General features: G+C 71.8%; 23 protein-coding genes and 1 pseudogene. 12 read left to right on the forward strand and 12 right to left on the reverse strand.

What is annotated here, in order from left to right; all coding sequences use genetic code 11:
- Positions 1–4: 4 nt before the first annotated feature.
- The 3 genes from ACGF3I_RS23410 to ACGF3I_RS23420 all read right to left on the reverse strand — a co-directional run bounded on the left by ACGF3I_RS23410 (position 5) and on the right by ACGF3I_RS23420 (position 2549).
- Positions 5–640, reverse strand: coding sequence for a PH domain-containing protein (locus tag ACGF3I_RS23410; RefSeq protein WP_393135011.1), 636 nt, complete (start codon positions 638–640; stop codon positions 5–7).
- 38 nt (positions 641–678) lie between these two features.
- Entirely contained in the window at positions 679–1290 is a 612-nt protein-coding gene (locus tag ACGF3I_RS23415; protein WP_393135013.1) for a class F sortase, read from the reverse strand.
- A gap of 149 nt (positions 1291–1439) precedes the next feature.
- Complete coding sequence (locus ACGF3I_RS23420; RefSeq protein ID WP_393135015.1) at positions 1440–2549, reverse strand: hypothetical protein; 1110 nt, start codon at positions 2547–2549, stop codon at positions 1440–1442.
- A gap of 240 nt (positions 2550–2789) precedes the next feature.
- On the opposite strand from ACGF3I_RS23420, the gene deoC reads away from it, so the two are divergent.
- Genes deoC through ACGF3I_RS23435 form a run of 3 tightly spaced genes read left to right on the forward strand, consistent with a single transcriptional unit; the run spans position 2790 to position 6095 of the window.
- Positions 2790–3752, forward strand: coding sequence for a deoxyribose-phosphate aldolase (gene deoC, locus ACGF3I_RS23425; protein ID WP_393135019.1), 963 nt, complete (start codon positions 2790–2792; stop codon positions 3750–3752).
- An 11-nt stretch (positions 3753–3763) separates the two neighbouring features.
- On the forward strand, positions 3764–5209 hold the full coding sequence (locus ACGF3I_RS23430) for an aldehyde dehydrogenase family protein (RefSeq protein WP_393135227.1): 1446 nt from the start codon (positions 3764–3766) through the stop codon (positions 5207–5209).
- Positions 5202–6095: an aldehyde dehydrogenase family protein gene (locus ACGF3I_RS23435; RefSeq protein WP_393135021.1), complete on the forward strand. Its 894-nt coding sequence runs from the start codon at positions 5202–5204 to the stop codon at positions 6093–6095. The genes ACGF3I_RS23430 and ACGF3I_RS23435 overlap by 8 nt, the downstream gene beginning before the upstream one ends.
- Before the next feature lie 52 nt (positions 6096–6147).
- Here ACGF3I_RS23435 and ACGF3I_RS23440 read toward each other — a convergent pair whose 3' ends face one another.
- Positions 6148–6552, reverse strand: a complete 405-nt coding sequence (locus tag ACGF3I_RS23440; protein WP_393135023.1) for a hypothetical protein — start codon at positions 6550–6552, stop codon at positions 6148–6150.
- A 65-nt stretch (positions 6553–6617) separates the two neighbouring features.
- Here ACGF3I_RS23440 and ACGF3I_RS23445 point away from each other — a divergent pair, with 65 nt between their 5' ends.
- Complete coding sequence (locus ACGF3I_RS23445) at positions 6618–7313, forward strand: uridine kinase (protein ID WP_393135024.1); 696 nt, start codon at positions 6618–6620, stop codon at positions 7311–7313.
- 132 nt (positions 7314–7445) lie between these two features.
- On the opposite strand, the gene ACGF3I_RS23450 is transcribed toward ACGF3I_RS23445, so the two are convergent.
- Entirely contained in the window at positions 7446–8207 is a 762-nt protein-coding gene (locus ACGF3I_RS23450) for a SigE family RNA polymerase sigma factor (protein WP_393135026.1), read from the reverse strand.
- A 190-nt stretch (positions 8208–8397) separates the two neighbouring features.
- Between ACGF3I_RS23450 and afsQ1 the strand changes: the two genes are divergently transcribed.
- The 5 genes from afsQ1 to ACGF3I_RS23475 all read left to right on the forward strand — a co-directional run bounded on the left by afsQ1 (position 8398) and on the right by ACGF3I_RS23475 (position 12170).
- A complete protein-coding gene (afsQ1, locus tag ACGF3I_RS23455; RefSeq protein WP_189762146.1) occupies positions 8398–9075 on the forward strand; it encodes a two-component system response regulator AfsQ1 in 678 nt (225 codons plus the stop codon).
- 40 nt (positions 9076–9115) lie between these two features.
- Entirely contained in the window at positions 9116–10618 is a 1503-nt protein-coding gene (locus tag ACGF3I_RS23460; RefSeq protein ID WP_393135028.1) for an ATP-binding protein, read from the forward strand.
- On the forward strand, positions 10615–11232 hold the full coding sequence (locus tag ACGF3I_RS23465; protein WP_393135030.1) for a hypothetical protein: 618 nt from the start codon (positions 10615–10617) through the stop codon (positions 11230–11232). The genes ACGF3I_RS23460 and ACGF3I_RS23465 overlap by 4 nt, the downstream gene beginning before the upstream one ends.
- A gap of 86 nt (positions 11233–11318) precedes the next feature.
- Positions 11319–11870, forward strand: a complete 552-nt coding sequence (locus ACGF3I_RS23470) for a VanZ family protein (RefSeq protein ID WP_393135032.1) — start codon at positions 11319–11321, stop codon at positions 11868–11870.
- A gap of 96 nt (positions 11871–11966) precedes the next feature.
- Complete coding sequence (locus ACGF3I_RS23475; protein ID WP_393135034.1) at positions 11967–12170, forward strand: PspC domain-containing protein; 204 nt, start codon at positions 11967–11969, stop codon at positions 12168–12170.
- A 142-nt stretch (positions 12171–12312) separates the two neighbouring features.
- On the opposite strand, the gene ACGF3I_RS23480 is transcribed toward ACGF3I_RS23475, so the two are convergent.
- A complete protein-coding gene (locus ACGF3I_RS23480) occupies positions 12313–12615 on the reverse strand; it encodes a hypothetical protein (RefSeq protein ID WP_393135036.1) in 303 nt (100 codons plus the stop codon).
- 124 nt (positions 12616–12739) lie between these two features.
- Positions 12740–13894: an adenosine deaminase gene (locus tag ACGF3I_RS23485; RefSeq protein ID WP_393135038.1), complete on the reverse strand. Its 1155-nt coding sequence runs from the start codon at positions 13892–13894 to the stop codon at positions 12740–12742.
- Positions 13895–14008: 114 nt separating this feature from the next.
- Here ACGF3I_RS23485 and ACGF3I_RS23490 point away from each other — a divergent pair, with 114 nt between their 5' ends.
- Positions 14009–14773: an alpha/beta hydrolase family protein gene (locus ACGF3I_RS23490; RefSeq protein ID WP_393135039.1), complete on the forward strand. Its 765-nt coding sequence runs from the start codon at positions 14009–14011 to the stop codon at positions 14771–14773.
- A gap of 48 nt (positions 14774–14821) precedes the next feature.
- Here ACGF3I_RS23490 and ACGF3I_RS23495 read toward each other — a convergent pair whose 3' ends face one another.
- Positions 14822–15727 (reverse strand): LysR family transcriptional regulator, encoded by a 906-nt coding sequence (locus ACGF3I_RS23495; RefSeq protein ID WP_393135041.1) that lies wholly within the window; start codon positions 15725–15727, stop codon positions 14822–14824.
- A gap of 120 nt (positions 15728–15847) precedes the next feature.
- On the opposite strand from ACGF3I_RS23495, the gene ACGF3I_RS23500 reads away from it, so the two are divergent.
- A complete protein-coding gene (locus tag ACGF3I_RS23500) occupies positions 15848–17131 on the forward strand; it encodes an MFS transporter (protein ID WP_393135043.1) in 1284 nt (427 codons plus the stop codon).
- Between the two features lie 92 nt (positions 17132–17223).
- Positions 17224–18225: a sigma-70 family RNA polymerase sigma factor gene (locus tag ACGF3I_RS23505; RefSeq protein WP_393135044.1), complete on the forward strand. Its 1002-nt coding sequence runs from the start codon at positions 17224–17226 to the stop codon at positions 18223–18225.
- Between the two features lie 97 nt (positions 18226–18322).
- Here the strand turns inward: ACGF3I_RS23505 and ACGF3I_RS23510 are convergent, their stop codons facing one another.
- From ACGF3I_RS23510 to ACGF3I_RS23525, 4 genes and pseudogenes are all read right to left on the reverse strand, one after another.
- Positions 18323–18610: a lipid asymmetry maintenance protein MlaB gene (locus ACGF3I_RS23510; RefSeq protein WP_393135046.1), complete on the reverse strand. Its 288-nt coding sequence runs from the start codon at positions 18608–18610 to the stop codon at positions 18323–18325.
- A gap of 67 nt (positions 18611–18677) precedes the next feature.
- Positions 18678–19159, reverse strand: a pseudogene (locus ACGF3I_RS23515) (Uma2 family endonuclease).
- 92 nt (positions 19160–19251) lie between these two features.
- Positions 19252–19842: a Uma2 family endonuclease gene (locus tag ACGF3I_RS23520; protein WP_393135048.1), complete on the reverse strand. Its 591-nt coding sequence runs from the start codon at positions 19840–19842 to the stop codon at positions 19252–19254.
- A gap of 109 nt (positions 19843–19951) precedes the next feature.
- A complete protein-coding gene (locus ACGF3I_RS23525) occupies positions 19952–21229 on the reverse strand; it encodes a thymidine phosphorylase (protein ID WP_393135049.1) in 1278 nt (425 codons plus the stop codon).
- Between the last annotated feature and the right edge of the window lie 53 nt (positions 21230–21282).

Below are 21282 nucleotides of genomic sequence, written 5' to 3' on the forward strand. Positions count from 1 at the left end.
GGCCTCAGCCGATGGCGAGCAGGACCACGAACAGGAGCGCGCCGGCGACCGCGGGCGCGATGACCTCGTACGCCCAGCGGACGCTCACCGGGCCCTGCGCACTCTCCCGCGCGGCGCTCTGCTCGGCGAGCTCGCGCAGGGCGCGGATGGCCTGGTCGGTGGGCGCCATCCGCGCCCCGGTGTCGGTGACGTCGGTGGTCAGCGAGGTGCCCGTCTGGCCGTCGACCGTGGCGTCGCGCACCTGGCGGCGGGCGGCCCGCTTGCGCTGGCGCAGCGAGACGGGGATGGCCCACAGCTGGTACTTGCCGCCCTCCTGGTCGAAGACCTCGCTGGAGTAGCCGGCCCGTACGTCCGCCACCGACGCCCAGGGCAGGGTGATCGTGCGGAACGGGTTGCGCACCAGGAGCCGGTCCGCGCCCGCGAACACCGCCGGGCGGAAGCTGAAGGCGACGATCAGCGGGACCGCGCACAGCAGCACGGCGAGCGACAGCCAGGGCGCGTTGCCGTGGCCCTGGATCACGGCGTCGACGCCGAGCCAGATGCCGATCGCGAGCAGCAGCGCGCCGCCGGCGATACCGGCGGCGGAGCGGTAGGTCCGGTCGGCGTAGGCCGGCTCGGTGGGCGGCGTGGGGCTCGTCATGGCCCGATTCTGCCTCACGCCCCCGCGGCCGGGTTCGCTCAGGCCACCAGATCCGCGTACACGATGATGTTGTCGGGGCGGTGCCCGCCGGTGAGCTCGCCGCCGCAGGTGATGATCCGCAGCTCCGGGCGGTCGGTGTTCCCGTACACCTTCTGGGTCGGGAAGGTCTTCTTGTCGACCTGTTCCAGGGCGCGGACGCGGAAGGCGAGGGTGCGCCCGTCGGCGCGGACGACCGAGACGGTGTCGCCGGCCCTGACGCGGGAGATGTCCTTCAGGACCGCCGGGCCCCTGACGGTGTCGAAGTGCCCGATGAGCACGGCGGGGCCCTGCTGGCCCGGGGTGACCCCCTTGTCGTACCAGCCGATCCGGTCGGCGTCGGCGACCGAGGGCACCTCGACGGTGCCGTCGTCGGCGAGCCCGAGGTGCAGGACGGGCCCGGTGTCCACCCCGGCCGACGGGATCCGCACCCGGACCGGCTCGGAGGCGGGCAGGGCGGCGGCCTTCGGAGCCGCGGGCGCACGGGAGGCGGTGGAGACGGTCGGGGGCGGGGTGGCCGCGGGGGTGGCGGACCCGCAGCCGGCGGCCGTGAGGCCGGCGCCGAGGACGAGCAGGACGGCGGCGGCCGAACGGGCCGTGCGCGTAGGGGACATGGGGCGCTCCGGGCCGGCGAAGGAAGGGCGAAGGGGGGCGAAGGGCGGGGGCGAAGTGAGGGGGCGAAGGAGGAAGGCGGGCCTCCTGGAGGAGGCCCGCCCGGGCGGGTCGTTCCCGGCGGCCGGGCTCAACACCCGGCCTCAGCAAGCTAGTTGCTCGCGCCGGCGCGGCGGCGCAGGACGAAGACGCCGGCTCCGGCGGCGGCCACGGCTGCGGCTCCGCCCGCGATCAGCAGGCCCTTGTCGCCACCGCCCTGCTGGAACTCGGCACCGGCCGCGACCGCGCCCTTGGGCACCACCGTGGTCTGACCGCCGTTCTGCGCCGGGGAGTTGGCCGCGGCGGCGGCCGGGGTCTTGGCCGGGGTGCCGTTCACGGCGCAGCCCTTGGGCAGGGTCGGGAACGCGGTGTAGCGGTAGGGGGTGCCGCCGCCCTGGGTGCGCTGGCCGAGCTTCGGGGCGCTGGTGCGGGCGCCGTCCACGCGGATGCCCTGGCCGCTGACGGGGTGGGCGGCGTCGACCGTGGCGAGCACCTTGAGGCTGCTGTCGCGCAGCGAGGCCTTCGCGCCCTGCGGGCTGTTGGTGAGCTTCACCGACATGCCGTCGTGGAAGACGCTGGGCACGATCTCGGTCACCGTGCAGCCGGAGCGGCCGTTGGTGAACTCCGAGACGAGCCTGCCGGTCGTGGAGTTCAGCGCCACGTGCATGCCGTGGACGTAGCCGTCCACGTCCTCGCCCACCGCCTCGGTCCCCAGGATCAGGACGACCTTCCCGTTGGTCGCGAACTCGGCCCGGTAGTGGCCGGTCGAGAACCGGTACACCGCCACGCTCTCGCCGTTGACCAGCTTGTACGTGGTGGTGCCCGGGTCGATGCAGGACTTGGGCAGCGCCGGGAAGTCCTGGGACTTCCAGGGGGCGTCGCCGCCCTGGCTGCGCTGGAAGAAGACCGCCTTGCCGCCCGTGTGCGCCTCCAGCTTGATGCCGGCGCCGAGGTTGGCGGGGTGGGCGCGGTCGACGGTGGCGACGGTCTTGCCCTGGTCGTTGCGCAGCTCCGCCTTCGGGCCGTCCGCGAGGTCGTTGGTGAGCGTGACGAACATGTGCGGCTGGACCGAGGCGACGTCCTTGGTGACGTGGCACTTCTCGGTGGACGAGGCGGCCGGCGCCGAGGTGGCCGCGAACGCGGTGGCCGGGGCGAGGAGGGCGCCCGCGAGGGCGGCGGTGGCGATCGCGGCGCGGAGCGGGGTGCGGGCGTAGGTCGACATGAACGACTCCGTGGAGCTGGGCGGCCGAGTGGCCGGAGAAGGAAGAAGAAGGAGAGGTCGCATGCCGCCTCCTCTGCCGGGTGGGGCCGTTGAGGCTGGGCGGGGCTGCAAGAAGAAATCTATGGATCACCTGTACGAGAAGGGTCCGCTCCGTGTCACAGGCGCGTGACAGAGCTCACCTCCGCTCACCTGAGCCCCGGGGGCTGTACAGGCAGCTACGCGCGTAGATATGCTCATCTGGTGACCATGCCCACCAATGCACCTGCAGCTGCCTTCGCCGACGCGACCGCGTCCGACGGCGCGCTGCGCCGCTTCCTCCACGGGCTCCCCGGCATCGACCCGGTGGGTCTGGAAGCGCGCGCCGCGTCCCTCGGCACCCGTTCGATCAAGACCTCGGCCAAGGCGTACGCCATCGACCTGGCCATTTCGATGATCGACCTGACCACCCTGGAGGGGGCGGACACCCCGGGCAAGGTCCGGGCGCTCGCCGCCAAGGCCGTCCACCCCGACCCGACCGACCGCACCACCCCGCACACCGCCGCCGTCTGCGTCTATCCGGACATGGTGGCGACCGCCAAGGAGGTGCTGAAGGGCTCGGACGTCAAGGTCGCGTCCGTCGCCACCGCCTTCCCCGCGGGCCGCGCGGCGCTGGCGGTGAAGCTCGCGGACGTGCGGGACGCCATCGAGGCGGGCGCCGACGAGATCGACATGGTGATCGACCGGGGCGCGTTCCTGGCCGGCCGCTACCTCAAGGTGTACGAGGAGATCGCGGCCGTCCGCGCCGAGTGCGGCGACCGGGCCCGGCTCAAGGTCATCTTCGAGACCGGCGAGCTGTCGACGTACGACAACATCCGCCGGGCCAGCTGGCTCGGCATGATGGGCGGCGCCGACTTCATCAAGACCTCGACGGGCAAGGTGGCGGTCAACGCCACCCCGGCCAACACCGTGGTCCTGCTCGAAGCCGTACGCGACTTCCGCGCCCAGACCGGCACCCAGGTCGGCGTGAAGCCCGCCGGCGGCATCCGCAACACCAAGGAAGCCATCAAGTTCCTGGTCCTGGTCAACGAGACGGTGGGCGGTGACTGGCTGGACAGCCACTGGTTCCGCTTCGGCGCCTCCTCGCTGCTCAACGATCTCCTGATGCAGCGTCAGAAGCTGGCGACCGGCCGCTACTCCGGCCCCGACTACGTGACGGTGGACTGATCACCATGACCATGGAAAAGCAGACGGCCGCGTTCGACTACGCGCCCGCCCCCGAGTCCCGCTCGGTCGTCGACATCGCGCCGTCCTACGGCCTGTTCATCGACGGCGAGTTCACCGAGGCCGCCGACGGCAAGGTCTTCAAGACCGTCTCGCCGTCCACCGAGGAGGTCCTGTCCGAGGTCGCCCGGGCGGGCGCCGAGGACGTGGACCGCGCCGTCAAGGCCGCGCGCAGGGCGTTCGTGACGTGGTCGGCGCTGCCCGGCTCGGAGCGCGCCAAGTACCTGTTCCGCATCGCGCGGATCATCCAGGAGCGCAGCCGCGAACTGGCCGTCCTGGAGACCCTGGACAACGGCAAGCCGATCAAGGAGACCCGCGACGCGGACCTCCCCCTGGTCGCCGCGCACTTCTTCTACTACGCGGGCTGGGCCGACAAGCTCGACCACGCCGGGTTCGGCAACAACCCGCGCCCGCTCGGCGTCGCCGGCCAGGTCATCCCGTGGAACTTCCCGCTCCTGATGCTGGCCTGGAAGATCGCCCCGGCACTCGCGACCGGCAACACGGTCGTCCTGAAGCCCGCCGAGACCACCCCGCTCTCGGCGCTGTTCTTCGCGGACATCTGCCGCCAGGCCGGCCTGCCCAAGGGCGTCGTCAACATCCTCACCGGGTACGGCGACGCGGGCGCGGCCCTGGTCGAGCACCCGGACGTGAACAAGGTCGCCTTCACCGGCTCGACCAACGTCGGCAAGGCCATCGCGCGTTCCGTCGCGGGCACCGACAAGAAGGTCACCCTGGAGCTGGGCGGCAAGGGCGCCAACATCGTCTTCGACGACGCCCCCATCGACCAGGCCGTCGAGGGCATCGTCACCGGCATCTTCTTCAACCAGGGCCAGGTCTGCTGCGCGGGCTCGCGCCTGCTGGTCCAGGAGTCGATCCAGGACGAGCTGCTCGACTCGCTCAAGCGCCGCCTGTCCACGCTGCGCCTCGGCGACCCGCTGGACAAGAACACCGACATCGGCGCCATCAACTCCGCCGAGCAGCTGGCCCGCATCACCGCGCTCACCGAGACCGGTGAGGCGGAGGGCGCCGAGCGCTGGTCCGCCCCGTGCGAACTGCCCTCGGCGGGCTACTGGTTCGCCCCGACGCTGTTCACCAACGTCACCCAGGCGCACACCATCGCCCGCGACGAGATCTTCGGCCCGGTCCTGTCGGTGCTGAGCTTCCGCACTCCGGACGAGGCCGTCGCCAAGGCCAACAACAGCCAGTACGGCCTGTCCGCCGGCATCTGGACGGAGAAGGGCTCGCGCATCCTCGCCGTCGCCGGCAAGCTCCGCGCCGGTGTCGTGTGGGCCAACACGTTCAACAAGTTCGACCCGACCTCGCCGTTCGGCGGCTACAAGGAGTCGGGCTTCGGCCGCGAGGGCGGCCGGCACGGCCTGGAGGGCTACCTCGATGTCTGAGACTCCGACGCGTCTGAGTGTCTTCAAGACCTACAAGCTGTACGTGGGCGGGAAGTTCCCGCGTTCCGAGAGCGGCCGGGTGTACGAAGTGGTCGACAGCAAGGGCAAGTGGCTGGCCAACGCGCCCCTCTCCTCGCGCAAGGACGCGCGGGACGCGGTCGTCGCGGCCCGCAAGGCGTTCGGCGGCTGGTCGGGGGCGACCGCGTACAACCGCGGCCAGATCCTCTACCGCATCGCCGAGATGCTGGAGGGCCGCAAGGACCAGTTCGTGCGCGAGGTCGCCGAGGCCGAGGGGCTCTCGAAGTCCAAGGCCGCCGCGGTCGTGGACGCGGCGATCGACCGCTGGGTCTGGTACGCGGGCTGGACCGACAAGATCGGTCAGGTCGTGGGCGGGGCCAACCCCGTCGCGGGCCCGTTCTTCAACCTCTCCACGCCCGAGCCGACCGGTGTCGTCACGGTGCTGGCCCCGCAGGACTCCTCGTTCCTCGGCCTGGTCTCGGTCGTCGCGCCCGTCATCGCGACCGGCAACACCGTGATCGTCATCGCCTCCGAGAAGGCGCCGCTCCCGGCGCTCTCGCTCGGCGAGGTGCTGGCCACCTCCGACCTGCCGGGTGGCGTCGTCAACGTCCTGTCCGGCAGGACCGCGGAGATCGCGGCACCGCTGGCCGCGCACCAGGACGTCAACGCGATCGACCTGACGGGTGCGGGCGCCGAGCTCGCGCGCGAGCTGGAGATCGCGGCGGCGGACAACCTCAAGCGCGTGCTGCGCGCCAAGGCCGTGGACTTCACGGCGGACCCGGGCACCGAGCGCCTCACCGCGTTCCTGGAGACCAAGACCGTCTGGCACCCCACGGGCTCCCTGGGCGCCTCCGGCTCCGCGTACTGAGCCATACCGAAGGGCCCCGCCGATGTCGTCGGCGGGGCCCTTCGCGTACGCGTCAGCCGGGCAGCAGTCCGGTGACCGCGCCCACGACCGGCAGGTCCCCGACGGCCGCGCCGCTGGTCACCACTCCGGTCACCGCGGTCGTCGAGACGGGCTGGAAGTCGGCGATCTGGGTGCCCACTCCATTGGTCAGCGGGTCGACCCCGGTGTTGGCCAGCGGGTCGAGCCGCAGCCCCTTGGCCGGTCCGAAGACGTGCCCGACGGCCCCGGTCACCCCCTGCGCGGCCGCCGCGAGGTCGGTGACCGTCGCACTCTGACCGGTCGTGTGGGCCGGCGCCGCCTGGGCGGCCTGACCCGCGCCGGCCAGGGCCGCGCCGGCCGCGGTGATGGTGAGCCCGGCCCGCAGCAGCGCCCGGTGGCGCATCCCTCCGGCGGGGCTCGACGCCTCGTGTTGTCCCATGGGATCCCACTCACTCTCGTACGAAATGGCGTAATCGCGCGAACGCGAAGCGTAGTTGAGATGTGATGCTCGATACCAACGGCATCCCCGGGGGGTCCCACTCACGGGTGCATGCCCCAGACTGGTGTCCCGTGAGTTCATCTGCCATCGCGACGCGCGTCGTGCTCCTTTCGGGGCCCTCCGGCTCCGGCAAGTCGTCCCTCGCCGCCCGCACGGAACTGCCCGTGCTGCGCCTCGACGACTTCTACAAAGAATGCGACGACCCGACCCTGCCGACGGTGGCGGGCAGTTCGGACATCGACTGGGACTCCCCGCTGTCCTGGAACGCGGACGCCGCGGTCGCCGCCATCACCGAGCTGTGCCGCACCGGGCGCACCGCGGTGCCGGTCTACTCCATCGCCACGAGTTCCATCACCGGCACCACCGAACTCGGCATCGGCCGCACCCCGCTGTTCATCGCCGAGGGCATCTTCGCCGCCGACATCGTGACGCGCTGCCAGGAACTCGGGGTGCTCGCGGACGCGATCTGCCTGCGCGGGCGGCCCTCCACGACGTTCCGCCGCAGGCTGCTGCGCGATCTGCGCGAGGGCCGCAAGTCGGTGACGTTCCTGCTGCGCCGCGGCTGGCGCCTGATGCGCGCCGAACGCGCGATCGTCGGCCGCCAGACGGCGCTGGGCGCCCACGCCTGCGACGGGCGCGAGGCGCTCGGCCGCATCGCCGGCGCGGCGGCGGGCCGCTCGCGCACGACGGCCGCCGCGTAGGCGCTTCGGCGCCGCACACCGAAGCGGCGGGGCCGATGGCCCCGCCGCTTCCCCCGTGTCCCCCCGTTTTCCCCGTTACCGTGGACGGCCCCCGTGTCCCCCGTGGACCGTCCGCGGCCCCTCCCCCCGCCCTCAGGCCACCAGCTCGCCGAAGGACTCCTCCTCGTCACGGCCGAAGCTGAGGACCTCGTCCTCGCGCAGCCGGCGCAGCGAGCGCCAGATGCTGGACTTCACCGTGCCGACACTGATGTCGAGTATGTCCGCGATCTCCGGGTCGGTGCGGCCCTCGTAGTAACGCAGGACCAGCATCGTGCGCTGGAGTTCGGGCAGACGGGCCAGCGCCTGCCACAGCACCGCGCGCAGTTCGGTGCCGCGCATCGCGTCCGTGTCGCCCGCCGTCTCCGGCAGCTCCTCGGTCGGGTACTCGTTGAGCTTGCGCCGCCGCCAGGCGCTGATGTGCAGATTGGTCATCGTGCGGCGCAGATAACCGCCGACCGCGGCCTTGTCGCTGATGCGGTCCCAGGCCCGGTAGGTGGAGAACAGCGCGCTCTGGAGCAGGTCCTCCGCCTCGAAGCGGTCACCGGTCAGGTGGTAGGCGGTGGCGTACAGGGAGGCGCGGCGCTCCTGGACGTAGGCGGTGAACTCCGCCTCCGACAGGCCGCCGTGTCCGGCCGGTGCCTCCCGGTACGCCGCCTCCCCGTTCTTCTGCGGCTTGTTCCCCGCGGCCGGAACCGCGGGGGCGTCAACGACCGTCATGAAGGACGTGTGCTGACGCCCGGCGCCGCGAGCGCACCCCCGTACCCCCGCGCCGGCGCCGGACTTCTCGGTGCTCCGTGCGACGTCGTGGAGACGCGTCACAACTGCGCTGGAGTTGGTGCTGTGCAGTGCGTTCATCTCGCGCCCCCCGTCGGTGGAGTCTGTTTCATCGGCGTGCCTGGTTACGAGGAAGAGCCTGCCCGGGCCACTTCATCGAGCTGTCCGCCGAGTGTCACAGGCCTGTCACAGGGGCCTGTGAAGGTGGCGTCGGAGGCCCGGGAGCGGACGGGGGTCGTACTCCTCTCCCCCATGGGCCAGAATGACCTCTGTGCCTTTCCTGTTGCTGATCGAGGACGACGACGCCATCCGCACGGCCCTCGAACTCTCCCTGTCACGCCAGGGCCACCGTGTGGCCACCGCGGCGACGGGAGAGGACGGCCTGAAGCTGCTGCGCGAGCAGCGGCCGGACCTGATCGTGCTGGACGTGATGCTGCCCGGGATCGACGGCTTCGAGGTGTGCCGCCGGATCCGGCGCACCGACCAGCTGCCGATCATCCTGCTGACCGCGCGCAACGACGACATCGACGTGGTGGTGGGCCTTGAGTCCGGTGCCGACGACTATGTGGTCAAGCCGGTCCAGGGACGGGTGCTCGACGCCCGGATCCGGGCGGTGCTGCGGCGCGGCGAACGGGAGGCCACCGACTCGGCGGCGTTCGGCAGCGTGGTGATCGACCGCGCCGCGATGACCGTCACCAAGAACGGCGAGGACCTCCAACTCACGCCCACCGAGCTGCGGTTGCTGCTCGAACTGAGCCGCAGGCCCGGTCAGGCGCTCTCCCGCCAGCAGCTGCTGCGACTGGTCTGGGAGCACGACTACCTCGGCGACTCCCGCCTGGTGGACGCCTGTGTGCAGCGGCTGCGCGCCAAGGTGGAGGACGTGCCGTCCTCGCCGACCCTGATCCGCACCGTCCGCGGTGTCGGCTACCGCCTGGACACGCCCTCGTGATCCAGCCGCACCACCTCCGTACCCCCGATAAGCAGGGCAAGTGAAGCGAGCGATACTCGCCGGGCTGCGCTGGACCAGTCTGCGGCTGCGCCTCGTCGTGGTGTTCGCGCTGGTCGCGCTGACCGCGGCCGTCTCCGCGTCCGGCATCGCGTACTGGCTCAACCGCGAGGCCGTCCTGGTCCGTACCCAGGACTCGGCGCTCAACGACTTCCGGCAGGGCATGCAGAACCGGGCGGCCTCGCTGCCCCTGCAACCGGCCGAGCACGACCTCCAAGTGGCCGCCCAGCAGATGGCGGACAGCAGCAACTCCCGTTACAACGTGCTCCTGGTGGCCGAGCGCGCCCCGGGCAAGCCGATCGTGGGGGCCTCCGACGTGGACGGCTTCACGCTGAAGGACGTGCCCGCCTCGCTCCAGGAGGCGGTGAACAAGAAGCAGAAGGTGACGGGCAGCAACGCCTACCCGTACCACCTGTTCTGGCAGCGGATCACGCTGCACGGCCGGCCGTACCTGGTGGGCGGTACCAAGATCATCGGCGCCGGCCCGACCGGCTACATGCTGGCCCCGCTCGACCAGGAGCGGCGCGACCTCAACTCGCTCGCCTGGTCCCTCGGCATCGCCACCTTCCTCGCGCTGCTCGCCTCCGCGCTGCTCGCACAGGCGGCGGCCACCACCGTGCTGCGGCCGGTGCAGCGGCTCGGGGACGCGGCGCGCAGGCTCGGCGAGGGCAAGCTCGACACCCGTCTGCGGGTGTCCGGAACCGATGAACTCGCCGATCTGTCACGGACGTTCAACCGCACGGCCGAGGCGCTGGAGAAGAAGGTCACCGACATGAGCGCGCGCGAGGAGGCCAGCCGCCGCTTCGTCGCCGACATGTCGCACGAGCTGCGTACGCCGCTGACCGCGCTGACGGCCGTCGCCGAGGTCCTCGACGAGGAGGAGGACAGCCTCGACCCGATGATCGCGCCCGCGGTACGGCTCGTGGTGTCCGAGACGCGCCGCCTGAACGTCCTGGTCGAGAACCTGATGGAGGTCACCCGCTTCGACGCGGGCACCGCCCGACTGGTCCTGGACGACGTGGACATCGCCGACCAGATCACCGCCTGCATCGACACCCGGGCCTGGCTCGACGCGGTCGAACTCGACGCGGAGCGCGGCATCATGGCCCGTCTGGACCCGCGCCGCCTGGACGTGGTGCTCGCCAACCTGATCGGCAACGCCCTCAAGCACGGCGGCTCGCCGGTGCGGGTCGCGGTGCGCGTCGAGGGCGAGGAGCTGGTGATCGCGGTCCGCGACCACGGACCCGGCATCCCCGAGGACGTACTGCCGCACGTCTTCGACCGGTTCTACAAGGCGAGCGCCTCGCGGCCGCGCTCGGAGGGCAGCGGGCTCGGCCTGTCCATCGCGATGGAGAACGCGCACATCCACGGCGGCGACATCACCGCCTCCAACTCCCCCGAGGGCGGCGCCGTGTTCGTGCTGCGGCTTCCGCTGGACGCCACCGAGCCCGCCGCGGAGACGCCGGAAGGGGGCGCGGCGCAGTGAGAGGCCATCACCGCCGGGCAGCTGCCGCGCTGACCGGGCTGCTCGTCCTGGCCGCCGCGGGGTGCGGGATCCGGCCCACCTCGGTGCCGGTCGACGCCGGGCCCGCGCCGTCGCGGGTGCCGTGCGAGGTGCCGGGTGGCGCGGTCGCCCCGCAGTTCGAGGGCGTCACCGTGCACGTTTATCTGGTGTGCGGGACGCAGCTGGTCACCGCGCAGCGCTCGGTGCGGATCCCGGAGAACCGGGGCGCCCAGGACCGGCTCCGCTTCGCCCAGGCCCTCCTCGACGAGCTCATCGCCACGCCGTCGGGGGACGAGAAGGACGCCGGGTTCACCACCGAGGCCAAGGGGCCGCTCACCGTCGGCGCGGCCCGCGCGAACGACCCGGCGGGCGCACTGCGCCTGAGCCGCACCCCCGCGGACCTGTCCGCGCTCGCCCTGTCCCAGCTGGTCTGCACGTACGCGGAGAACATCCCGGCCACGCCCGACACCCGGCAGGTGGTGCTCGGCGGGCCGGGCGAGGACCCGGCGCGCGGCTACACCTGCACGCCGGAGATGAAGTCGCACCCCGACAGCGCGGCCACCCTCGGCGACATCCCCCGCCCCGGCCACACCTAGGGCGGGCGGGGCCCCGGGGGGCTGGGCGGCCTGAATCACGTCGGCCCTGCGGAACCGTTCGCGCCACGGGCTGCGTCTTGGGGGGCGTGCAGCAGCGTCATGGTCAGGACGGCAGCGCCGTCATCAGGTTCCGCGTGGTGGGAGGCGTCCTCCTCCTCGCCCATCTGCTGCTCGTGGCATGGACCGCGCTGCGGCCACGCGATGTGATGTGGGTGACGGCCACCAATCTGACGCCCTTCGCCGGCATCAGGGCCGACCTCGCGCTCGGCCCGCTGGAGGCCGCGCACCGGATCGGCGAGGGCCTCCTGCTGCTGGCTCCGCTCGGGGTGCTGCTGCCGATGGTGGGGGGCCGCCTGCGCGTGTCCCCGCTCGCCTCACTGGTACGCACCGTGCTGGCCGGAGCCCTGATCTCGCTCGGGATCGCCCTGCTGCAGACGGCCGTGCCCGGACAGGTCCCGGACGTGGACTCGCTGCTCCTGAACACCGCCGGAGTGGCGCTCGCCCACCTCGCCGTGGTGCCCGCGGGACGACGCGGCCTCCGTCGCAGGAACCAGCGCGAACAGCGTGCTCCCGTCCTTCGGGAGGATGCCCCTCAGGGACGTACCCCGACAATTCCCAGGGTCGGCATGGCCCCGTAGTCCGACGCCGTGACGCACGCCCGGCGGGACCATGGGAGACATCACCAGGGAGCCGGCACCGGCCGCTCCCCCACTCCAGCTCCGAAGGAGCCCGCCATGAGCGCCCCTCTTGTCCGCCCCACCGAAGGCCGCTGGATCGGCGGAGTGTGCGCAGCGCTGGCCCGGCGCTTCGGCACCTCCGCGAACACGATGCGGGTCATCTTCGTGGTGTCGTGCCTGCTGCCGGGTCCGCAGTTCCTGGTCTATCTGGCGATGTGGGCGCTGTTCCCGTCCGAGAAGTCCCGGCGCGCCGCCTGGTAGCTCTTCCGGTCGCCTCCGGTCGCCTCCGGGCGTGCGGCCCGGGCCCAGCGCACACACACCTGCGCACACACACGTGCACACACACCGCCGGGGCGCACACCCGTGAGCCGGGTGTGCGCCCCGGGGGGACGCGCGGGACGGTTCAGCCGGTGAGGCCGCCGCCGGTGAGGTTGCTCGCCACCGGGCCGGTCGGCAGGCCGCCGAGCAGGCCGCTCACGGGGTCGCTGCTTTCCTTCTTCTGGCCCGCCGTCTGCTGACCCGTCAGGGCCTCGGGGGAAGCCGCGGGCACCACCTTGGACAGGGTGCCGAGCGGGGTTCCGGCGGTCACGGTCGACAGCGCGCCGAGGGCCGGGAGCGCGGGAACGGCGGAGGCGGTCCCGGCGGCAGCGGCGGCGAAGGCGGCACCGAGGGCAACGACACCGAGCGTCTTGGCAGACTGCTTCATCAGAAATTCGTCCTTGCGATGGGGAGGTGAGCGGCTCGCCAAGGTAGTCAGCGCGGCGCTCGCACCGCAAACATGTGAAAACGGCCGCGCGTTCACACACACGGCCGTTTTCCTATACCTAAGATCAGCCGCCCGCGCTCGCAGAACCGCTGGTCGTGGCGGTCTGCTGGAACAGCCATTCGGATTTCAGCTCGGCATATCCGGGCTTGATCACGTCATTGATCATGGCCAGTCGTTCATCGAAAGGAATGAATGCTGATTTCATCGCATTGACCGTGAACCACTGCAGGTCGTCGAGCGTATAGCCGAAGGCGCTCGTGAGGTGCTCGAATTCCTGGCTCATGCTGGTGCCCGACATCAGGCGGTTGTCCGTGTTCACGGTGGCCCGGAAGTGCAGCTTGCGCAGCAGCCCGATGGGGTGGTCCGCGTAGGAGGTGGCGGCCCCCGTCTGGAGGTTGGAGGTCGGGCACATCTCCAGCGGGATCCGCTTGTCGCGCACGTACGAGGCGAGCCTGCCGAGCTTCACGCTCCCGTCCTCGGCGATCTCGATGTCGTCGATGATGCGCACCCCGTGGCCGAGCCGGTCCGCGCCGCACCACTGGAGCGCCTGCCAGATCGACGGCAGGCCGAAGGCCTCGCCGGCGTGGATGGTGAAGTGGTTGTTCTCGCGCTTGAGGTACTCGAAGGCGTCGAGGTGGCGGGTGGGCGGGAAGCCCGCCTCGGCGCCGGCGATGTCGAAGCCGACGACGCCCGAGTCCCGGTAGGAGTTGGCGAGTTCGGCGATCTCCAGGGCGCGGGCCGCGTGGCGCATCGCGGTGAGCAGGGCGCCCACCCGGATGCGGTGGCCGGCCGCGCGGGCCCGCCGTTCCCCTTCGCGGAAGCCCTCGTTGACGGCCTCGACGACCTCGTGCAGGGTGAGGCCCCGCTCCAGGTGCTGCTCGGGCGCGTACCGCACCTCGGCGTAGACGACGCCGTCCTCGGCGAGGTCCTCGGCGCATTCGGCGGCCACCCGGAACAGCGCGTCGCGGGTCTGCATGACGGCGCAGGTGTGCGCGAAGGTCTCCAAGTACCGTTCCAGGGAGCCCGAGTCGGCGGCCTCGCGGAACCAGATGCCGAGCTTGTCGGCCTCGGTCTCGGGCAGTCCGTCATACCCGTTCTCGCGGGCGATGTCGATGATGGTCCCAGGACGCAGACCGCCGTCGAGGTGGTCGTGGAGCAGCACCTTCGGGGCACGGCTGATCTGATCCGGGCTGGGTACGGATGCGGTCTGGCTCGTCATCTGCGCACTCTAGTCCCTACGCGCGTAGATCACCGGGCGTCCCGGCACCGTCGATACGTAACAGTGACCGTGCGGACGGGTGGCGTACACCCGGGCTTCTGAGACTGTTCTGCCATGGCACAGCAAGCGATTCCCCTGCCTGCTGCCCGACTCGGACGGGCCGTCGGTGCGACCGGCGCCGGCGCGACGGTCAGCGGTGTGGTCCTGGTGCTGCCGGACGGCGACCCCGTCTCGGCACGCCGGCCCTCCCCCCTCGCCTACGCGGCGGCCCTGCCGCTGGCCCGCAGGCTGGCCAGGGACGGCCGTACGGAGGGCCTGGTGACCCATGTCGTGCGCTACCGCGGCCAGGGCTGGAACGGCGGCGACGCACGGCTCGCCACGGACACCGCGTGGGCGGCGGACGAGGTGGTACGGCGGTACGGCGACGTGCCGGTGTGCCTGGCCGGGCACGGCATGGGCGGCCGGGCCGCGTTACGGGCGGCGGGACACCACGCCGTCAACTCCGTTCTGGCACTGGCCCCTTGGATTCCCGAGGACGACCTGGCGGCCGCATCGGAGCCGGTCAAGCAGTTGGTGGGCCGGCGCGTGCTGATCGTGCACGGCACCAATGACACGCGCTGCGACCCGGAGCTCTCCTACCGCCTCGCCGAGCGCGCCAAGAAGGCGAACCGGGACACCTGCCGTTTCGAGGTGCACTCGGACGGCCACGCCCTGCGCCAGCACCGGCCCGAAGTCCACGCCCTGGCCGCGGACTTCGTCTTCGGCACGCTCTTCTCCCGCCCGTACGCCCGCCCCGTCACCGACGCCTTCGCCGCGCCGCCCCCGCTCGGCCTGCGCATGCCTTTGGCCGCGGGCTTCGGCAAGTCCCTTCGCCACTAGGTCGGTTGGGACTGCCCGAAGAACAGAAGCCGGACCGCCTTCCCCTTCCTACTCGGGGATCAGCTTGCCCCGCCGGGAGAGCAGGAAGGACTTGAAGGCGGCCACCGGCGGGGTGTCCGGGTGCCCGTCGAGCCAGGCCACCCCGATCTCGCGCACCGCGCGGGGCGCGGTGACGGTCAGCTCGACGACACCCGGCCGGGCGACCGCGGGCGGCGGCAGGAGAGCCACCCCGAGCCCGGCGGCGACCAGGCCGCGCAGCGTCTCGGCCTCCTCGCCCTCGAAGGCGATGCGCGGCGCGAACCCGGCCTGCGCGCACAGGTCGTCGGTGATGCGGCGCAGCCCGTAGCCCGGCTCCAGGGTCACGAACGTCTCGTCGGCGGCCTCCGCGAGGCGCACCCGCTTGCGGCTCGCGAGCCGGTGGTCGTCCGGTACGACCAGCCGCAGCCGCTGCTCGTCCAGACGCCGGGCCGCGAGATCGGGCGCGTCCGGCACCGGCGAGGTGAGGCAGAGGTCGAGCTCACCGGCGCGCAGCCGCTCGATCATCGCCTCGCCGTAGTTCTGGACGAGCGTGAACCGGATGCGGGGGTGGTCGACCCGGAAGGCGCGGATGAGGCCCGGCACGGTCTCCGAACCCATGGTGTGCAGAAAGCCGAAGGCGACCTTGCCGGCGGCCGGATCGGCGTCGGCGCGCACCAACTCGGCGGCCCGGCCGACCTCGGCGAGCGCCCGCTCGGCCGAGCCGAGGAAGGTGCGGCCCGCCGCGGTGAGTGAGACGGTGCGCCCCTTGCGGGCGAACAGGGCGACGCCCAGGTCCTCCTCCAGGCGGACCATGGCGCGCGACAGGGTCGACTGGGGCACCCCGAGCTCCTGCGCCGCCCGGGTGACGTGCTCGTGCCGGGCCACTCCCGCGAAGTAGGCGAGGCGCGGCGCCAGGGCCATGGCGGCGTCCTCCATGGATTCTTCGTAACTGTTCAATGACACGCGCGTCCCTGACCTCGCCTGATGCATGAGTGGAACGATTGTCGCCCATCTGTGCATTGGACGCATCAATGCAGGCAGGCCTACGGTTTCGACATGCCTCCCGCCAGTACCGGGGCGTCCACCACCGTGGCCGCCTCCACCTCGCCGTCCCCGCACCAGCTCACCCCGGGCGCCGCCGGCTACCGCCGGATGAGCTTCGCGCTCTTCGCCGCCGGCGTCGCCACCTTCGCCCTCCTCTACTCCACCCAGGCCCTGCTGCCGCTGATCTCCGCGGACCTCGGGGCCACGGCGAGCGCGGCCAGCTGGACGGTGTCGGCGGCGACCGGCGCGCTCGCCCTGTTCGTGCTGCCGCTCAGCGCGCTGTCCGAGCGGTTCGGGCGGGCCCGCATGATGACGGTGTCCCTCGCGGTCGCGGTGGCGGTGGGCCTGCTCGTGCCGTTCGCGCCGAACGTGGGCTGGCTGGTCGCGCTGCGCGCGGTGCAGGGCGCGGCCATCGCGGGCCTGCCCGCATCGGCCATGGCGTACCTCGCGGAGGAAGTGAAGCCGAAGGCGCTGGTCGCGGCGATCGGCCTGTTCGTGGCGGGCAATTCGATCGGCGGCATGAGCGGCCGCATCCTCACCGGCTGGGTCGCCCAGGCCTGGGGCTGGCGGGCGGCGCTGCTCGCGGTGGGCGCGCTGGCCGCGGTGTGCGCGGTCGTGTTCCGGCTGCTGCTGCCCAAGGCCCGTCATTTCACGCCGGGTTCGCTGAACCCGCGCGCCCTGGTCCGCACCGTGCGGGGCCACCTCGCCGATCCGCTCCTGATGCGCCTGTACCTGATCGGCGCCCTGTTCATGACGGTGTTCGGCGCGGTCTACACGGTGATCGGCTACCGCCTCACCGCGGCGCCCTTCCACCTTCCGCAGGGCCTGATCGGCTCGATCTTCCTGGTGTACCTGGTCGGCACGGTCTCCTCGGCGGCCGCGGGCAAGCTCGTGGCCCGGGTCGGCCGCCGGGGCGCCCTCTACCTGGCGGTGTCCACGACCGCGGCGGGCCTGCTGCTCTCGCTCGCGAGCTCCCTGCCGGCGATCCTGGCGGGTCTGGTCCTGATCACGGCGGGCTTCTTCGCGGGCCACGCGGTCGCCTCGTCCTCGGTGAGCCACACCGCCAAGCACGGCCGCGCCCAGGCGTCCGCGCTCTACCAGTCCGCCTACTACCTGGGCTCCAGCGCGGGCGGCACGCTCGGCGCGGTCGCCTTCCACGCGGCGGGCTGGCCGGCCACGGTGCTGCTCGGCGTCCTGGCGGTGCTCGGTGTCGTCTCGGTCACCCTGTACGGCTCGCACGCGGCCCGCGCCGAGCGCCGCACCCACCGTCTGCACTTGGCACACGCCCCGCACTGACCTGCGCCTTCTCCGGTTCACGCGCGATTGTCAGTGGGGTCGGGTAGCTTCCGAAGTGCTGGTATTCGCGCAGCACGACACGGGGTGGACCGATGAGTGAGCTGGCAGCGGCGGCGGATCTGGACGTACGCCTCGAAGAGCACCGCAGAGAGCTGACGGGGTACTGCTACCGGATGCTCGGCTCCGCCTTCGAGGCGGAGGACGCGGTGCAGGACACGCTGGTGCGGGCGTGGCGCAGCATCGACAAGTTCGAGGGCCGCTCCTCGCTGCGCTCCTGGCTGTACCGGATCGCGACCAACGTGTGTCTGGACATGCTGACCGCGGGCAACAAGCGGGCCCGCCCCATGGACCTGACGGCGGCCACCCCGGTGGCCAACGCCCAGCTCAACTCCCGTCCCGAGGTGACCTGGCTGGAGCCGGTGCCGGACGGGCGCGTGCTGCCCACGATCGAGGATCCGGCGGAGGCCGCGCTGGCCCGCGAGTCGGTGCGGCTCGCCTTCGTCGCGGCGCTCCAGCACCTGCCGCCCAAGCAGCGCGCGGTGCTGATCCTGCGCGAGGTGCTGGCGTGGAAGGCGGCGGAGGTGGCCGAGCTGCTCGACACGACGGTCGCCTCGGTCAACTCGGCGCTCCAGCGGGCCCGTTCGACCCTGGCCGAGTCGGAGCCGAAGCAGTCGGACGCGGCGGACCCGCTCGACGAGGAGCAGCAAAAACTCCTGGCCCGGTACGTGGCGGCCTTCGAGGGCTACGACATGACGGCGCTGACCGCCCTGCTCCACGAGGACGCGACGCTGTCCATGCCGCCGTACGACCTGTGGCTGCGGGGCCACGACGACATCGTGGGCTGGATGCTGGGGGTGGGCTCGGTCTGCCGCGGCTCGCGCCTCCTGCCGACGGTGGCCAACGGCACGCCCGCCTTCGCCCACTACCACCCGGACCCGGCGGGCGGGTTCACGCCGTGGGCGCTGATGGTGATCGAGACGAGCGGGGGCAAGGTGTCGGGCATCTGCAGCTTCCTCGACACCGAACGCTGGTTCCCCCTCTTCGACCTCCCGACCCGCCTGGACGCGGAGGGCGAGCCGGTGCGGGGGGCTTGAGGGGGCGTCGCCTTCCGGCGCGGGGTGCGCCCCGGGGGGCCGTTGCCTTGGGAAGAGGGCGCCGGGCCCAACCCCGCCCGGGATCCGGTGCGAGGCCTCACGAAGAGTCCAGCCCGACCAGATCGAGCAGCGCCACGACCCCCGCCCCCGCATTGCGCAACACCACCCGCCCCCCGGCCCGCCGCGCCGTGAGCCGCAGCCTCGCCACCGCTTCGACCACGGCCAGGTCGGCCCGGCTCACCGCGCCGAGATCGCACACCACCACCCGGGCACCCGCGCCGTACAGCCCGCGCAGCCGTTCGCACAGGAGGGGTACGTCGGCGATGGTGAGGGGGTCGGGGAGGGAAAGGACGGCGGGCTGCTCCGGGGGATCGATGGCTTCCACACCGATGCAGACCCCGAGCCCTTCCGGAACTCATCGGTAGGCCGGAGCGCACCGGCGCCCGCCCCGCTCAATCGAGGGGGAACACCCCGGTGTCCAGAGCAAGTCCGAACGGCTCGGGAAGCAGGACGACCTCACCGAACTTGGCCGTTTGCAGGACGCGGTAGACACCACCCTTGGGCTCGCCGTAGAGAGTCGTCGTGGGGCCGGCCGGAGCCCACCGGTCGATGAGGAGGTAGAGGGGGACGCCGGCAGCGGCATAGACCGCCGCCTTCGTCACACGGTCGTGAACGGCGTTCGCCTTCGAGGTGATCCCTCCGGGATGACCCCGAGCAGAGCCCTGTGGACCCTGGCCGCAATGCTGTTGTGCCGGTTCGCCGGGGCTGGTGACACGGTGACGATCCCCTCGATGATCTCCACCTTGCAGCCCTCAGGCGCATCCGTCCCCTCCCAGAGACGGACGAGGTCGTCCCAGCCCTGGCCGGGCTCGTGGCCAACCGTGAGTGCGCTCGCGGCGGTCTCCCTACGTCGGTTCGTCACGCAGTCCAGCATGCCGAACGGGACCGGCGATGGTCCACCGATCCCGTTCACCCGTGCGAGGAGGACGCGGGGCTAGCGCGCCTGATCAGCTTCGCCTGCTGCGCCTAGCGCATGGGGAAGTCGCTGGTGTCGACCTCCAGGTCGAACGGTGCGGGCAGGAGCAGCTTCCCGCCGTATTCCACCGTTCCGAGGACCCGGTAGGTGCCGTGTTCGGGTTCGCCGTAGAGCGTGGCGGTCGGCCGGCCCGAGTGCCAGGGGTCGAGCAGCAGATACAACGGCACGCCGGACTTGGCGTACCCGTGCGTCTTGGTCACGCGGTCATGGTTGGCGTTGCTCTTCGAAGTGATCTCCACGACGAGTTCTGCGTCCTCGGCGGCCGTGCGGCCGTCCGGACCCTGGCTCAGTCGTGATCGCGACATCATCACAAGGTCGGGCATGTACAGCCCCCCGCTCTGCTGGAGGGCGAGACCCAGCGTCTGGTAGATCGCCCAGCCGTCCGGCAGCACTGTGAGGAGTTGCTGTTGCACGAGCCAGGCGGTGTCGTTGTGGTCATCGGACGGCGGTGGTGACACGGTGACGATCCCCTCGATGATCTCCACCTTGCAGCCCTCGGGTGCGTCCGTCTCCTCCCAGATCCGGACGACGTCGTCCCACTCGTGGCCGGTGCCGGAGTGGTCGACGGTGAGTGCGCTCACGGCGGTCTCCCTACGTCGGTTCGTCACGCAGTCCAGCATGCCGAACGGGACCGGCGATGGTCCACCGATCCCGTTCACCCGTACGAGGGCGTCAGCCCAGAACCGCAGGTCAGGCGATACGTTCCCGCACGATCGGGGTCGCCGAGAACGCCGTCCCGGCGGGAGCCACGTCGTACGAGTCGCCCAGGGACTCCAGCGCGTACGCGAACTTCTCCGGGGTGTCCGTGTGCAGGGTCAGCAGGGGCTGGCCCGCCGTCACCGTGTCGCCGGGCTTCGCGTGGAGCTCGACGCCCGCGCCCGCCTGCACCGGGTCCTCCTTGCGGGCGCGGCCCGCGCCGAGGCGCCAGGCGGCCACGCCGATGTCGTACGCGTCGAGGCGGGTCAGGACGCCCGAGGAGGGGGCGGTCACGACGTGCTGCTCGCGGGCGACGGGCAGGGTCGCGTCCGGGTCGCCGCCCTGCGCCGCGATCATCCGGCGCCACACGTCCATCGCGGAGCCGTCGGCGAGGGCCTTGGCCGGGTCGGCGTCCTTGATGCCCGCCGCGTCCAGCATCTCGCGGGCCAGCGCGATGGTGAGCTCGACGACGTCGGCGGGGCCGCCGCCCGCCAGCACCTCGACGGATTCGCGGACTTCGAGGGCGTTGCCGGCCGTGAGGCCGAGCGGGGTGGACATGTCGGTGAGCAGCGCCACCGTCTTCACCCCGCTGTCCGTGCCCAACGCGACCATCGTGGACGCCAGTTCACGCGCGTCCTCGATGTTCTTCATGAAGGCGCCGGTGCCGACCTTGACGTCGAGGACGAGGGAGCCGGTGCCCTCGGCGATCTTCTTCGACATGATCGACGAGGCGATCAGCGGGATCGCCTCCACCGTGCCGGTGACGTCGCGCAGCGCGTACAGCTTCTTGTCGGCCGGTGCCAGGCCGTCGCCCGCCGCGCAGATGACCGCGCCCGTGGTGTCCAGGACGTTCAGCATCTCCTCGTTGGAGAGCAGCGCGCGCCAGCCGGGGATCGACTCCAGCTTGTCCAGGGTGCCACCGGTGTGGCCGAGGCCCCGGCCGGAGAGCTGCGGCACGGCCGCGCCGCAGGCGGCGACGAGCGGGGCGAGCGGCAGGGTGATCTTGTCGCCGACGCCGCCGGTGGAGTGCTTGTCGGCGGTCGGGCGCGAGAGCGAGTCGAAGTTCATGCGCTCGCCGGAGGCGATCATGGCCGCGGTCCAGCGCGCGATCTCGGTGCGGTTCATGCCGTTGAGGAGGATCGCCATGGCCAGGGCGGACATCTGCTCGTCGGCGACCACGCCGCGCGTGTAGGCGTCGATGACCCAGTCGATCTGCTCGGGAGACAGCTCGCCCCGGTCTCGCTTGGTGCGGATGACGGAGATGACGTCCATGGCATTCCTTCCGGCTTGGTGCACGTTGGTACGTACGCGACTCTACGCGCATA

Source organism: Streptomyces sp. NPDC048111 (assembly GCF_043202815.1).
Classification (GTDB): Bacteria; Actinomycetota; Actinomycetes; order Streptomycetales; family Streptomycetaceae; genus Streptomyces.

Bases quoted from the DNA above. Each gene is read 5' to 3' on its own strand.
- ACGF3I_RS23410 (WP_393135011.1), bottom strand. From the start codon at position 640: ATGACGAGCCCCACGCCGCCCACCGAGCCGGCCTACGCCGACCGGACC.
- ACGF3I_RS23415 (WP_393135013.1), bottom strand. From the start codon at position 1,290: ATGTCCCCTACGCGCACGGCCCGTTCGGCCGCCGCCGTCCTGCTCGTC.
- ACGF3I_RS23420 (WP_393135015.1), bottom strand. From the start codon at position 2,549: ATGTCGACCTACGCCCGCACCCCGCTCCGCGCCGCGATCGCCACCGCC.
- ACGF3I_RS23430 (WP_393135227.1), top strand. From the start codon at position 3,764: ATGGAAAAGCAGACGGCCGCGTTCGACTACGCGCCCGCCCCCGAGTCC.
- ACGF3I_RS23435 (WP_393135021.1), top strand. From the start codon at position 5,202: ATGTCTGAGACTCCGACGCGTCTGAGTGTCTTCAAGACCTACAAGCTG.
- ACGF3I_RS23440 (WP_393135023.1), bottom strand. From the start codon at position 6,552: ATGGGACAACACGAGGCGTCGAGCCCCGCCGGAGGGATGCGCCACCGG.
- ACGF3I_RS23445 (WP_393135024.1), top strand. From the start codon at position 6,618: ATGCTCGATACCAACGGCATCCCCGGGGGGTCCCACTCACGGGTGCAT.
- ACGF3I_RS23450 (WP_393135026.1), bottom strand. From the start codon at position 8,207: ATGAACGCACTGCACAGCACCAACTCCAGCGCAGTTGTGACGCGTCTC.
- ACGF3I_RS23475 (WP_393135034.1), top strand. From the start codon at position 11,967: ATGAGCGCCCCTCTTGTCCGCCCCACCGAAGGCCGCTGGATCGGCGGA.
- ACGF3I_RS23480 (WP_393135036.1), bottom strand. From the start codon at position 12,615: ATGAAGCAGTCTGCCAAGACGCTCGGTGTCGTTGCCCTCGGTGCCGCC.
- ACGF3I_RS23485 (WP_393135038.1), bottom strand. From the start codon at position 13,894: ATGACGAGCCAGACCGCATCCGTACCCAGCCCGGATCAGATCAGCCGT.
- ACGF3I_RS23490 (WP_393135039.1), top strand. From the start codon at position 14,009: ATGGCACAGCAAGCGATTCCCCTGCCTGCTGCCCGACTCGGACGGGCC.
- ACGF3I_RS23495 (WP_393135041.1), bottom strand. From the start codon at position 15,727: ATGGAGGACGCCGCCATGGCCCTGGCGCCGCGCCTCGCCTACTTCGCG.
- ACGF3I_RS23500 (WP_393135043.1), top strand. From the start codon at position 15,848: ATGCCTCCCGCCAGTACCGGGGCGTCCACCACCGTGGCCGCCTCCACC.
- ACGF3I_RS23505 (WP_393135044.1), top strand. From the start codon at position 17,224: ATGAGTGAGCTGGCAGCGGCGGCGGATCTGGACGTACGCCTCGAAGAG.
- ACGF3I_RS23525 (WP_393135049.1), bottom strand. From the start codon at position 21,229: ATGGACGTCATCTCCGTCATCCGCACCAAGCGAGACCGGGGCGAGCTG.